This window comes from Liquorilactobacillus capillatus DSM 19910 (assembly GCF_001434915.1).
Classification (GTDB): Bacteria; Bacillota; Bacilli; order Lactobacillales; family Lactobacillaceae; genus Liquorilactobacillus; species Liquorilactobacillus capillatus.
The window spans coordinates 21537-35532 of record NZ_AZEF01000025.1 but is presented as its reverse complement, the minus strand read 5'-3'; the positions used below and the strand labels follow the sequence as shown (position 1 = coordinate 35532).

At 37.8% G+C, this 13996-nt stretch carries 13 protein-coding genes; 10 read left to right on the top strand and 3 right to left on the bottom strand.

The annotated features are described in order from the left end of the window. Window positions 1–17 precede the first annotated feature (17 nt). The 7 genes from FC81_RS05480 (at window position 18) to FC81_RS05450 (ending at window position 6847) form a co-directional block, all read left to right on the top strand. Window positions 18–938, top strand: coding sequence for a manganese-dependent inorganic pyrophosphatase (locus FC81_RS05480; RefSeq protein WP_057743979.1), 921 nt, complete (start codon window positions 18–20; stop codon window positions 936–938). A 198-nt stretch (window positions 939–1136) separates the two neighbouring features. Continuing rightward, entirely contained in the window at window positions 1137–1916 is a 780-nt protein-coding gene (locus tag FC81_RS05475; protein WP_057743977.1) for a DeoR/GlpR family DNA-binding transcription regulator, read from the top strand. Window positions 1917–2407: 491 nt separating this feature from the next. Next, complete coding sequence (locus tag FC81_RS05470; protein WP_057743973.1) at window positions 2408–2737, top strand: ASCH domain-containing protein; 330 nt, start codon at window positions 2408–2410, stop codon at window positions 2735–2737. A 279-nt stretch (window positions 2738–3016) separates the two neighbouring features. Beyond that, complete coding sequence (locus FC81_RS05465; protein ID WP_057743970.1) at window positions 3017–3559, top strand: biotin transporter BioY; 543 nt, start codon at window positions 3017–3019, stop codon at window positions 3557–3559. Window positions 3560–3793: 234 nt separating this feature from the next. Further along, the gene (locus FC81_RS05460; protein WP_057743968.1) at window positions 3794–4960 is read left to right on the top strand and encodes a pyridoxal phosphate-dependent aminotransferase; all 1167 of its coding nucleotides are present in this window, start codon (window positions 3794–3796) and stop codon (window positions 4958–4960) included. 164 nt (window positions 4961–5124) lie between these two features. Next, entirely contained in the window at window positions 5125–5913 is a 789-nt protein-coding gene (murI, locus tag FC81_RS05455; RefSeq protein ID WP_057743965.1) for a glutamate racemase, read from the top strand. Window positions 5914–6178: 265 nt separating this feature from the next. Next, window positions 6179–6847 carry a helix-turn-helix transcriptional regulator gene (locus FC81_RS05450; RefSeq protein ID WP_057743963.1) on the top strand — a complete coding sequence of 223 codons (669 nt, stop codon included), beginning with the start codon at window positions 6179–6181 and terminating at the stop codon, window positions 6845–6847. A 184-nt stretch (window positions 6848–7031) separates the two neighbouring features. Here the strand turns inward: FC81_RS05450 and FC81_RS11130 are convergent, their stop codons facing one another. Then, complete coding sequence (locus FC81_RS11130; protein WP_057743961.1) at window positions 7032–8180, bottom strand: CobW family GTP-binding protein; 1149 nt, start codon at window positions 8178–8180, stop codon at window positions 7032–7034. A gap of 240 nt (window positions 8181–8420) precedes the next feature. On the opposite strand from FC81_RS11130, the gene FC81_RS05440 reads away from it, so the two are divergent. After that, the gene (locus tag FC81_RS05440) at window positions 8421–8777 is read left to right on the top strand and encodes a hypothetical protein (RefSeq protein WP_057743958.1); all 357 of its coding nucleotides are present in this window, start codon (window positions 8421–8423) and stop codon (window positions 8775–8777) included. A gap of 50 nt (window positions 8778–8827) precedes the next feature. Here the strand turns inward: FC81_RS05440 and FC81_RS05435 are convergent, their stop codons facing one another. Then, window positions 8828–10528, bottom strand: a complete 1701-nt coding sequence (locus FC81_RS05435; RefSeq protein WP_057743955.1) for an MFS transporter — start codon at window positions 10526–10528, stop codon at window positions 8828–8830. 106 nt (window positions 10529–10634) lie between these two features. Here FC81_RS05435 and FC81_RS05430 point away from each other — a divergent pair, with 106 nt between their 5' ends. Further along, window positions 10635–11174 carry a DUF6262 family protein gene (locus tag FC81_RS05430; RefSeq protein WP_057743952.1) on the top strand — a complete coding sequence of 180 codons (540 nt, stop codon included), beginning with the start codon at window positions 10635–10637 and terminating at the stop codon, window positions 11172–11174. A gap of 126 nt (window positions 11175–11300) precedes the next feature. On the opposite strand, the gene FC81_RS05425 is transcribed toward FC81_RS05430, so the two are convergent. Next, window positions 11301–12941 (bottom strand): peptide ABC transporter substrate-binding protein, encoded by a 1641-nt coding sequence (locus tag FC81_RS05425; protein ID WP_057743948.1) that lies wholly within the window; start codon window positions 12939–12941, stop codon window positions 11301–11303. Window positions 12942–13264: 323 nt separating this feature from the next. Between FC81_RS05425 and FC81_RS05420 the strand changes: the two genes are divergently transcribed. Further along, window positions 13265–13843, top strand: a complete 579-nt coding sequence (locus FC81_RS05420; protein WP_057743945.1) for a VanZ family protein — start codon at window positions 13265–13267, stop codon at window positions 13841–13843. Window positions 13844–13996 lie beyond the last annotated feature (153 nt).

The window sequence follows — 13996 nt, the reverse complement described above, 5'->3', positions numbered from 1 at the left end:
GAATGGAGAATAGTTTAATGAAAGAATTAGTTTTTGGACATAAAAACCCTGATACAGATGCGATTGTTGCTGCAAAAGCATTTTCATATCTACAAAATCAATTAGGGGCAGATACTGAAGCTGTCGCTTTGGGAACACCTAATGAAGAAACAAAATTTGTACTTGATTACTTTAAGGAACCGGCACCACGTATTATTAAGACAGCTAAAAATGAAGTTGCAGCTGTTATGCTGGTAGACCACAATGAGGCACAACAAAGTGTGGATGATATTGCTGAAGTTCAAGTAACACATGTTGTTGATCATCATCGAATTGCTAACTTTGAGACTGCCGCACCTTTGTTCTATCATGCTGAACCATTGGGTTGCTGTAGTACCGTTATCTACAAGTTGTTTAAACAAAATGAGGTTACTGTACCTGCTAAGTTGGCAGGATTGATGTTGTCAGCAATTATCTCTGATACGTTACTCTTCAAGTCACCTACGACAACTGCACAGGATGAACAAGCTGTTAAGGAGCTGGCTAAGATTGCGGGTGTTGACTATGAGACATATGGCTTAGACATGCTTAAGGCAGGAACTAATTTAGGTAGCAAGACTGAAGAGGAATTAATTACAGCTGATGCTAAGTCCTTTGAAATGGGCGGTAAAAAAGTCCGGATCGATCAGGTTAACACAGTTGACTTAAATGAAGTATTTGCTCGCGAAGCCGCTTTACGGACAGCGATTGAAAAGCAAAATAAAGAAAATGGCTACGATCTGTTCTTATTGATGGTAACTAATATTATGAACAGTGATACACGTTTGCTAGTAGTTGGTGAACCGCAAGAAACAGTTGCGAAAGCCTTCAACGTTAAACTGGTTGATAACAAGGCAGATTTACCAGGCGTGGTCTCACGTAAAAAACAAGTTGTACCGCCTTTAGAAAAAGCATTTTAAGTTTAGCTGAGGTCAATAAGGCTCAGTGAAAATCAAACCTGGTTTGAAGAACGGATTAAGTCCAGTTTTTTAAACCAGGTTTTTGTGTTTTCTCTTACATTAAAGTAGCTGAAAACTTGTGTTGCTTGGAATCATTTAGAAAAACAAGTATAATTAAAACTGGATTGATTTGAATATTTAGGGATTTGAGGTTGATTTATGAGCCAAGAAAAAAGAGTTGGGTTGATCAAACAACTATTAGAAGAACGTCAGGAATTAACAACCAAGGATATTATGTCAGAGTTTGGTGTTTCACAAGATACAGCTAGAAGAGATATTGTTCTCTTAGATAAACGTGGTGAAGTAAAACGGACACATGGTGGGATTCTCCCACTGGACTTTGGTAACAAGGTACCTAATTTTCAGAGCCGTTTAGCTCATTTTACACGTCAAAAGACACAAATTGCCCTGACAGCGGTTAATTACTTTCAAGCACACCATGTTTATTTTGTGGATGCTTCAACAATTCTATTAAAAACATGTCAGAACCTTAATTTACCGATGACTATTTTTACGCATTCATTGGATAATTGTATGGCATTAGCTGAAAAAAGCAAAGTTACGGTTAAGACGCTAAGTGGGACGCTTGATCATCAAAATCGTTTCTTTTATTCAAGTTCGGCAGTTGAGGAGCTAAATAAGGTTGCATTCGATACGGCTTTTATTGCGGCCTCTGGTATTGATGAGAATGGTATCTATTTACTAAATCAGGGGGATGCAGAAGTTGTCGGGACCGCGGTTAAACGTGCACGGAAAGTAATCTTGGTAGCGGAACATAAGAAGTTTGTCAATACTTCTTACTATAGCATTTGTTCACCAGATAAGATTTCACTGTTTATTACGGATAAGGTTTTGAGTGCAAAAGAACGCAGTATTTTTCCCGCAGAAACAGAAATTAAAATTGCTGGTGCGGATACAATAGAACAGAGTGTGCTCTAAGGTTGACTCTTAAACTAAGATATTATGTGCAATAATTTAGTAAGAAAAGAGCTAGCGAACTATATTTATTTAAAATAAGCGAGGGGATTAAATCAAATTAATTTTTGATATAATCTGCTCGTTTTATTTTAAGTGTCGGTTTAATCTTAATATTCAAATTTTCGCACCTATATACTGCCTTAGAAAAGTCATTTTACTTGCTTAATCTTAGTGAAAAGCATAACATCTTACTTATATGATTTGGATGATCTGGAATAGGGAGTGTTCCAATTTTTAGTAAATGGGCAGGTGAACACTTAATATTATTGGTTGTAGACCAGCCATTATGATAGATATTCAAATAACATTTTACTATTGTTTGTTTTAGCCTGTAGCTTAAACGAGCCTTATCTATAAAATACCTTATGACACTTTTACCCAAAGTATTATGCCTTATGTCAAGTAGTTTCTAAGCAACTAGTTAACTAATGTTTTGCAGGAGGTCGATTATTGTGGATATACGATTGGATGATGTTTTGTTTGAAAAGATTTCAAATGGGACAAAAACGGTGGAGATCTTTTTGAATGAAGAAGAGATGAAACACTTTAGTGTAGGTGATACACTTGCTATTCATCGTAAGAGTGACGAGGAAGATATGATTTTAGTAAGTGCTTGGAGTATCAAAAAATTTAAAAAATTAGCCGATATCTATAAGGTTTATTCAGAGACGGCGATTGGACTGAGTCTGGCTGAACTGCAAAAAGTTTATCCAGCAACAGTTGCCCAAAAACATGGTGTCTTGGCGGTCAAGATGCGTGTTTTAAAAACAAATTATGATTAAAACAATGAAGCAAGCAATTTAGATACAATAAAAAGGTGTGCGGTAAGTCGGGAGAAATTGAAATCAACCGGAGGGTTTTGACTTATGAAACACATTTATTCTGGAACTAGTGAGAAACTTGGATCAAAAGTTAACTTTTGATCTAGGTTCTTTTTTGTTTTAATCCCTTTTAGCCAGTAATCCTCTTCTTTTTAGTTAACCTATAAAAAATGCCGGTTGACGGTTAGGACGAGATACGCTATGATTGAGCTACTGAATTTAATAAAAGGAGTTTTTTGGATGCTAACAAAAGAAAAATTACATAAACTAACCCTCGCAGGCTTATTACTGGCAACATTGATTATCTGTTCTCAGATTACGATTCCACTGCCAATCGTGCCACTGACCTTACAAACCTTTGCGTTGGGGCTTATTGCCTCATTGCTTTCACCACTCTATGCGGTTGAGGTCGTGGTGGCCTACCTAGTACTTGGAGCTGTTGGTTTGCCAGTTTTTGCAGGTTTCTCAGGTGGAGCTGCTGTCCTAATTAGTCCAACAGCCGGTTATCTCTATTCCTTTGTTGTTTATGCACTGGTAACATCTCTTTACCTAAAGTTTCGTGGTCGCAAGACAATTGACTTGTTTGTCGCCAATCTCATAGGTGCGACTTTGAATCTTATTATTGGTTCCTTGTGGATGGTGCCGGTTTTGCATATGTCGGTTAAGACGGCCTTTTTAACAGGTACAGTTCCTTTCATCTTGCCAGCGATAGTTAAGCTTTTCTTTATCATAGTAATTGCTAGTCGCTTGCAAAAGATTTCTCGCTTCAATATCGCTGCTTAAGTACTTTACAATTGTTACTCAACTAAACCCCGGTCATGTGCTGATTCTTAATCAGAATGTGGCAGGGGTTTATTTTACAATAATTATTAAAAATAATTTACTTTCCAAGACGGTGTTTTTGAAATTGTCTCTGCTAAAAACGAGGTGTAAATCATTCTTTTGAGATGATTCGTGCTATAATTATAAAAAATAGCTTTCTTGGATTCTAACTTTATTTTTATGGAGAGATATAAAATGAAAAGAAATAGATTTAATAATAGGGTCGAACAAATCGCAGTTTCAGATATTCGCCAATTTGATAGTGAAGTTAGCAGTATTCCTGGGATCATTAAGCTGACTTTGGGTGAACCTGACTTTAACACGCCAGATCATATTAAAAAAGCAGCTATTAAGGCAATTGAGGATAATCATTCACACTATACTCCTAATGCTGGAATTATGGAGTTAAGGAAAGCAGCTGCTGAATATTATAATGAGAAATTTGGGTTTAACTATAAACCAGAACAAGTCGTAACAACGATTGGGGCTACAGAAGGAATTGCGGCCAGTCTGCAGGCCATCTTGAATCCAGAAGATGTTGTTATTGTGCCAACACCGATCTTCCCGATTTATATTCCTGATACATTGCTTAATCAAGGGCGGATCATTACCGTTGATACTAGTGAAGACAACTTTATTTTGACCCCTGAACGTTTACGACGAGTCTTCGATGAATATCCTTTGGCCCACGTTAAGGCGGTTGTTTTAAACTACCCTAATAATCCAACTGGTATTACGTATACGCGTGAACAATTGCGGGGACTTGCGGAAGTAGTTAAGGAGCAGGATATCTGGGCAATTAGTGATGAGATTTACGCGGAACTAACGTACAATCATAAACATGCTTCATTAGCAGAATTTGCCCCTGATAATACGGTTATTATTAATGGATTATCAAAATCACATGCAATGACAGGTTGGCGTATTGGTTATATCATGGGACCGCAAGATTTTATCGAACAAGTTATCAAGTCACATCAGTATATGGTAACGGCACCGACTGCAAATGCACAGTATGCGGCGTTAGAAGCAATGAAAAATGGTAAAAAAGATAGTGTAGCTATGCAAAAAGAATATCTTAAGCGGCGGGAACTCTTAGTCAAGGAGCTTAAGAAGGCAGGCTTTAAGATTGTCCGTCCTGATGGAGCTTTTTATATTTTCGCTAAAATTCCAGCTAAATGTCCGCAGGATTCATGGGAGTTTGTTCGCAGCCTTGCACGTGATGCAAAAGTCGCGTTGATTCCTGGGATTTCATTTGGTGCTGGTGGTGAGGGATATGTCCGTATCAGTTATGCTGCAAGTATGGAGAACTTACAGGAAGCAGTTAAACGAATTCAGCAATACGTCGCGGCACAGGCCTAAGGTGAGAAAACTTAAGGGTTAAGTGATAATCATAAATGATTGAGACTTAATTAATTTTTTCCTAAACTATTGCGATAATTGCCTAAGAATACTTATTTAATTCTTGGGCTTTTTGCTTGCTTTACTTTAAGAATGACTATAATTTTAAAAAGGAAGTAGACATTATGGAGAGCTCTAAAAAGAATCTTCCGATTGGGGTGTTTGACTCTGGTTTAGGAGGAATCAGTGTTTTACGTAATCTGCATCAGTTAATGCCGGCGGAAGATTTTATCTTTTTCGGTGATTCTAAGAATGCACCTTATGGGACCAGGCCAACTGAAGAAGTGAAAGAACTAAGTTTTACAATTGTTAAGAGCTTTATAAAAAAGCAGGTCAAGGCGATCGTGATTGCTTGTAATACGGCGACAAGTGCAGCAATCGATGATATTAGGGCTCGTTACCCGCAATTACCGGTTATTGGATTAGAGCCAGCGGTTAAACCAGCAGTTGAGCGCAAGAAGAATTCGCAGATTTTGATTATGGCGACGCCATTGACCTTGCGTGAAGCAAAGTTTACCGCGTTAATGGAAAAATATAAAAAAGATGCTACCTTAGTTCCGCTACCAGCACCTTTGTTGGTGGAGTTTGTTGAGCGTGGCGAATTAGATTCAGCCGCCGTTCATTCATATTTAGAGACATTGTTACGCCAGTATAAAGGAAAAACTGATGCGATCGTGTTGGGATGCACACATTTTCCATTTGTAGAGGATGCAATTAAAGATGTGATAGGACAACCTGAACCCTTTATTATTGATGGTGGCCCAGGGGCAGCACGTGAACTACAGCGTGAGCTGCAAAATAAGGATATACTCCGGTCGGGGGATCACCAAGGCCAAGTTACATTCTTTAACAGTAAACCTGGAAAAGCAGAGATTGAGCTAAGTGAGCGACTCTTTAACAGCTCAAAGAAATAAGCTTATTGTAGAGACAGGTTTTTTTTTAGATGCTTGTTATTTTAGTGATCAACGAATCAAGTTTCACCGGGGCGCCCAGATTATTTGCTGGGAGCCTATTTGTTTAGTATGACTTTTAAAAGTAGTGGCACAGCGGCTTGATAAAGGGTCAATTACTTTTTGCTTGTGTGAAAGGCCGGTAAATCAAGTGAAATTAGTAATGTCTAAGGTTTGTAGCTTGTTTTTAACAGCCTGTGGGATCATATTCCTATTAGGAGGTGAACGAATGGAGTTTAAATTGAAAATGAAATCATTGCGTGTCCAAAATAATTTTACGCAGGAGGAGATTGCACAAAAACTTTTTGTTTCTAGAAAAACAATTTCTAGTTGGGAAAATGGGCGTAGTTATCCTGATATTAAAACCTTAATTAAAATAAGTGATATTTATCAGATTACACTTGACCAACTACTACGAGAGGATGAGCTTATGTTAAAGCAATATAATGACGGCTTTCAAGCCAATCAACGAAACAACCGTATCTTTCACTACAGTTATCTACTGAATATTATTTTCTTATTTTTGAGTTATGCTGCCTTTGTCTGGACTATAGAGCCTCCCTATATTGGGATGATCAAAATAGCCTTTATTGCAATCTTTATTACATTGTGCGTACATTTGCCGATAAGCCTTAAGACTTTTCTTACTCACATTACATGGAAGCAGGTGGCAATTTTGATCTTTATTGGGATTGTCACCTTTGGTTTGAATGCACTTAAGGCCTTTCCAATTGTTTATTCTCAGGTTGGTAATGTTAAGGGCTTCGTTGTTGGCTACTGGGCTGGATACATTATAGAAGCAGCTTTTCAAACATTTTCATTATGGTTAGCAATTTTTCTTATGCCAGTCTTAAATGATCGAGTAGAGCGTCCAACTAAAGATAAACTAAATGGATAAAAGAAATAAATTAATATAGATAGTATCTTTGTGCAAATAAATAATTGGGCTAGGTCAAAATGTATCTTTGACTTAGCCCAATTTGATTTTGGATCAATAAATAAAATAATTTTAGCAGGGGGATTTAGAGAAGCATATCTGAGCTAGCAAGTACTGTATCCAAGCAAATACTTTTGTCGCTAGACTAATGTTTTAACTTAAAGGGATCGTTAACATCATCGATCGGTTCATTTGATTGATACAAACAGGTATCTAGATCATGCATAATTTGATCTTTATTCATGTTTTGTCCGATAAAGACTAATTCAATCATTCGATCACCAAATTCTTTATCCCAAATGGCAGCTAAGTTTTTACGTACAGTAAACATTTTTTTGATTTCCCATTCCTGTAATGTTGCGATCCAGTAACCTGAAGGGATGATGTCCATCGCTCGTCCTGACTGTGAGATAGTAAAGACTCTTGCTGGTTGCGTCTTGAGCCACATAACTCCCTTGCACCGTGTAATCTCTGGCGGCCAGTGATCAAGCCAGGAATTAAAGCGCTGAGGATGAAAGGGGCACCGGCGTCGATAAACGAAAGAATTGATTTTAAACTGGGTCTCATGAGCATGATTTAATAAGCGCAGTGGATCTGATAGATTGAGCTCATCTAAAGACTTCTTTGCATTAAAGAGGTGTGTCTGAAGAACCTTGTTAACGGCGATCTGTGAGAATTTTGTTTCATAAAACTGTGCGGTTGGTTGCATTTGCCGAACGATCTCTTGCAAATAATTCTTTTGTTCAAGTGTTAGGAGATCAATTTTGTTAAAAAGAAGGACGTCGCAAAACTCAATTTGGTTAACGATCAGCTGGTTGCTTGCGACAAAATCCTGATTGTACTCTCCTTGACCAGGTAAAAATTGCTGCAAGATCCTAAAGCCATCAACAATAGTAACGTTAGTGTCTAAATAACAGACACTTTTCAATTCCTGCGTGGTCGATGTTTTGCCCTTAACAATGCTGGCCGCGACGACATCTGGTTGAACTACACCTGAGGATTCAACTAAAATTAAATCAATTTCATCAGAAGTCGCTAAGTCATATAAAGCATCGACTAGTTTTTGCCGGTGTGAAGTACTGATGGTCCCATCAGATATAGGGATTATCCGGTCAGCTTCTGAAAAGTAGGGGCTATTGACGATCGTCTTGTGATCAACGTTAATAGCGGCTAAATCGTTAACGATAATCCCTACACGCTTATCCATCTTGCATTTTAAAAGATGCAGAATGAGTGTGGTTTTTCCAGCACCTAGGTAACCTGAAATAACTGTAATTGGAATCTTCTTAGTCATAAATACCATCCTTAGATCTAGTCTAAATTAGAATAACGCAATTATAAAAATTGCTAAACTCAATTTATTCTATCACTTATTCTATATCAAATGGTAATTATTACTGTTTAATTTTGGGAATATTAATAACTCTTTTACTAGAAGGTGTGATTATCTATTTTATTACACTAAAATCCAGATTAGTGGCATCTCATTTGTGAAACCTTTATACTTAACTTAGACAGCGAAGGAGGTACAACTATGAGACTTTTTAACCCTTATTTTTTTAAGTATGTACCGGCGAGCCATCGTGATCCTGAATTAAACGCTGCATATAAAGTCGGGATCGGTGGTGAGCAGGGTTATACTTGTCAGAAAGTTCAGCTTCTTTATAATGGAAAGATTCAACCGCGAACGATCCCTAGTTTTATCTTCACAGATGAAGATTTGTCTTCTGATAAAGCCGATTTTAAACGTCTTAGTGAGGCGATGGAAGATGTTTGGGAAAAGTATTTGGAAACACCTGCCGATTTGAGAGATAAAGTAAAAGATGTTGATTTGACTAAAAATAAAGTAAGAAAACAGCTAGGGAAAGATTATTACCCAGAAGCAGAGTAGCTTATGAAGCATATTATAAATTCAGGTTCAGATACTATGAGATTACCGGTTTAGTGCTGGTAGTCTTTTTTTCGGTAAAATAATAAACTAGCAAAGGTAGCTAGTAAGACAAAGGGAAGAGCTTTCTGATAAGGAGCTAAGAAAGCTTGTTTCAAGTTTGTTTTAACTTCTTTTTTGATCTTCTTTGTAGTGTGCAACATAATTGTTTCCTGATGTAAAATTGTTCGTTGGACTTTAGTAGCTATAGTAGCATACATTTCTTGTCTGGTTTGGCGAGAAAGCTGGGAACTATCTGGTATGTGTGCCAAAGTCGCCGTGTATTTTGCTTGAGTAATGTTTTTAGTGCGCTGCTTTATTGCTGCTTGCTGTTCTTGCGCTGAAAGCTTACCGTCACTTGCAAGGACTTTTTTGGTTGTCTTTTGAAAAGCTTTCTTAAGCGGTTTAGGTAGTGCTGTCCTTTCGATCCGTGCGGTAGCACTTTTAAGTGAATGGCTCTTAGCAGCTTGAAGATTAGCTGTCAGTGCTGAAACGAAAATTGCAACGGCTAATAAAGTTCCAATTTGTCTGAATAAACCAAGGACACTTTGCGATGCTGTTAGTAATTCACCGGTGAAACTGGCTGCACCAAGAACGACGATTGGACCAGCAATAATGCCAAAACCGCCGCCAATTAAGATAAAACTAATAAGCAGCTGATAATAATGTGCAGGATCACTGAAAGAAAGGATAAGATATCCCGCCAGTATTAGTAAAAAGCCTAATAGCATTATTAAGCGTGGACCGGTGATATCGACTAAACGGCCACTAATAGGTGATAGTAGGAAAATAGCAGCAGGAGCAGGGGTAATCATAAATGCAGCAGCTAACTCACTTTTTCCAAGAACTGTAGTAAAAAAGGTCGGCATAATGACCATAACAGCAACTAGAAAAATACCGCTTAAAATCATCGCGAGGACTGCACCGATAAATTGACGATTCTTGAATAAGGTCAGGGGGATCATAGGTGCTTGGCTCCGGCTTTCAACGATAAGAAATAGAATAAAGGTAAAGAAAGCTAGTGTAGCCAAGCTAAGAATAGAGGAACTCGACCAGCCTAGATCATTACCTTTGATCAATATAAACGTTAACGAGAATAACATCAGCATGGATAAGAGCATACCTGTAAAGTCGATTTTAGCATGTATAGTATCTTCATTTTTGAGCGGCAAGTAATTTAGTGCTAAAAAGATAGCAGCAATAGTGAGTGGTAAATTAATAAAGAAAATAAAACGCCAGCCTAAATACTGTGTAATAATTCCGCCAATCGTTGGTCCAAGCGCTGAGGCGAGGCCTTGTGTGATACCCAGAATCGTCAGCACTGTTTTTCTACTCTTCAGCCCGACCGCTGAGATACCAATTGTCATACTAGCAGGAAAAACAATGGCCGCGCCAAGGCTTTGGATTCCGCGTGCGCAGATCAATTCAATAATATTGTGGGCACTGCCTGAGAAGAATGAGCCTAGCATAAAAGCTATTAAGCCGATAAGATAAATCTTATTTCGTCCGATAAGATCCGCGATTCGAGCACAGGGAATTGTAAAAACGGCAAAGATAATCGTGTAGATATTCAACGCCCATGAAAGGTTCTCTAACCCAACATCTAATCCTGTTTGAATTTTAGGCAGTGCGATGTTCATGATAGTTGTATCTAACATACATAGAAAAATTCCAATTGTTGTTAGCAAGATAATTATTTTCTGCTTTTTGTCCATAGTACGTACACCTCATGTTTTTAATTTTTAGAGCTTGTTTCACACGATAGCACGAGGTATGCTTACTTTATATCTTTAGTTTACGAAAGGGGTCTTTTTGTTAACTATGTCGCCACAAGAAAGAAAAAGTGAAAAACTAATTGCTATTTTTCAAGCACTTATCGATTTGATGAGGATTAAAGAAGTTAACTCCATTTCAATTACCGAACTCACTCGTAAAGCTGGGGTTTCACGGACTTACTATTATAAGAACTTTACAACTTTTGATGATATCATCAGCGAGTTTGAGATGTTGAGTATTATTAGATATTTACGTTGTCTGCCTAGTCATGGGCAACTGAAATTTTCAACATTAATGGAACATTATTTTCAATTATCCTTAAATAATATTGTTTCACAAGTGACCCTGCTGCGAGCGGGGAAAGAACAAGTATTGATCAGATCTTTTGTGACAACTTATCAGTATCTTTTACAAAATAACTTACTGATCGCCTCAAGTAAAAATAGCCGAATAGACGATAAATATTGGGCGGACTTTATTGCTGGGGCAGTCATTAACACTTCATTAAGCTGGTTGCAAGCTGGTACACGTGAAACACCAAAGTACATGGGGCAAAAGTTGGCAACCTTTTTAGAATTAACTTGAAGTTAACTGCAACGCGTTGCCTTTTACCGTGCATTGCAATACCGGACGTTTACAACCAAAGAATACAAAAAAGAGTTCGAGACTGTTGTCTCAAACTCAAGTTTAATTGACTAAGATAAGCTAAATTTATTCTTTGGAAGCATATTTATAGTTCCATTGTGTCCCAGCCGTATTATGGATGATCCCCTTGATATTGTTCTTTTGCAAGTAGGCGGTGACTTGCTGGTAAACAGGTGTCATCCCTTGCTCGCTATTAAAGAGACGAGCGGCCTGAACAAGGTTCTCCCAGCGTTTACCTGGGTCATTTGCATTTTTATTTTGGGCCTGGTCGATTAGTTGATCATACTTGGCGTTGGAATATTTACCGTAATTATATGCTGTATTCGTCTGCGGAATTTGTAAGAAAGTGATAGGATCGCTGAAATCACCACCCCAACCAGAGAGATAAATATCAAAATTGCCTTTAAGTGCATTTTGCTGAGCATTGTTTGCCGGAATACTATTGACTGTAATGCTTAGCCCTGGCAAAACCTTTGTATAGGTTGATTGTAGGTATTCCGCAATTACGCTGCTATTGGCATCATCATTTGAAGCAAGCACGGTTAAGTTTAATTTCTTTTGACCAATCTCTTTCATTCCTTGGTTCCAGTACCGTTGAGCCAACTTAGTATCACGTTCAACTGTCTTTTTTACATATTGCTGGTTGGCAAAATCTTTGTTGTTACGCGGATCACGTGCAAGGCTGGATGCGACAAAGCCCCGTGGTGTCTGCGAACCATTTCCAAGGATCTTCTTGGTCAGGATATCACGATCAATGGCTAAGGATAAGGCTAACCGAATATTGCGATTATTCATAGCCGCTTGTTTAACTGAATCGCTATCCTTGAAGTTATACTGCAGATAGGAGACATAAGAATATGGATACTGTTTGAACTGTGAACTGTGTTTAAAGTTCTTAACTTGCTGTCCTGCTAAGGGTGTCAAGTCTAACTTACCTTGTTCGTAAAGCTCTTGTCCTGTAGTTGGACTGCTAACGACAAGATAGTTAATGGTCTGTAGTTTGACGGCCCTTTTATCCCAGTAGTGCTTATTTTTTACGAATTGCCATTTGTTACCGGTGCCTGTCCATTTGCTAATTTTAAAAGGTCCTGAGTAGACCATATATTTAGCCTTGGTGCCATACTTTTTACCATATTTTTGGACTGCTTTTTGACTTTGTGGTCCAAATAATGGGTAGCTCATCAAAACCTTGAAGTAAGCAATTGGTTTATTGAGTTTAACAACGACTGTCTCATTGTTGGGAGCAGAGATCCCAAGTGTGTGAGGCTTTTTCTTTCCCGCACTGATGGCCGCTGCATTTTCAATTCCGTTGAATAAATAAGCATAAGTTGATTTGGTGCTTGGATTCAAAGTCCGCCGCCATGAATAGACAAAGTCCTGAGCAGTGATTCTATCGCCATTACTCCATTTGGCATTGCGCAACTTGAAGGTCCAAGTTTTACCGTCCGCAGAAACAGAGCTACTTTTAGCTAGTCCCGCTGTAGGTTTTCCCTTTTTACCTAAGCGATAAAAACTTTCAAAAACATTACCGGTTTGACCATACCCACTTGCTTTTGAAATATCGATTGTATCGAGCGGAGCTGTTGCACTTAGATTTAAAGTGCTTTTTGATGAAGCCGCATTGTCCGTTGAACTACCGCAGGCAGTGAGCACTACAGTTAAAGTACCAATGATAGCTAATGCAAAACCTATTTTTAATTTATGCATAATATTCCTCCCTAGAAACTGAGTCGTTAAGCATTACGTTTACGATAAATGCAATTCTTGATCGACTGCTTTAATGCTTGTAAGCTACAATGTTAAATTTACCGATTTATATATAGATTGTCAATAAGCTATTATTTTTTTCTGACTTATTATAACTAAAATAGTAAAATCATTAAAAGGGTATAAATAAACTTAAGAAAGTATGATATTCATGAATGAAAGGGTTGCTTTAAGATAATTATTAGGAAAACTGTGCTAGTGTAGATTTAATCATATAAGCTGTAGTTATTAGTGGCAATCTTAAAATAAAAGGGGGGACTCAAATGGTGGAAATTGGACGTTGGGTTCCATTTATTTTAAATATGACTGGGTTGGCAGTGGCTATCAAAATGGGCCTTTCACGCTTAGCTGAGAAGAATATCTGGAAGATCTTCACTGTTGTTTCATTTGGTTTTTACTTGTTTGTTGTTGGGTACCTCGTTTTTTCACCAACACCTGATGCATATAGGGAAGTACCTTCGACATTGTATCGTCTGGGGACGATACCAATTAATGTTGTTCCTTTCAGTTACATTGATGTTGGCTTCTTCTTAAATATACTAATGACGGTTCCACTAGGTGGATACTTTTTCTTGATAAAGCGACTAAAGTTTAAGCAAGTGCTGTTGCTGGGTAGCGGGGTAGGAATGATGATCGAGTGTAGCCAATTGATTTATGATCTTCTCTTCCATATTTCACGTTGGATCGATATTAACGATGTTCTTACGAATGCTTTAGGAGTAGTAATTGGCTATAGTCTCGTTTTCTTGTTACAGAAGACTGCAATCAAAAACGTTATCCAATTATTTGAATATTCAAGCCGTTCTAAACAGACAGCGGATAAAATATCTAGCTTAAAATGAGTTATAGTCAGCATCTTTAATAAAGTAAAAAAATATTACTTGAGTCCCTAACACAGACTTAAGTAATATTTTTTTGGAGTAGTTTAATTGTTTCACTCAGATAGTTGCCTGAAAAAGGAAAATTAACCAAAAAGCTGCATTAAGAATGTTCCG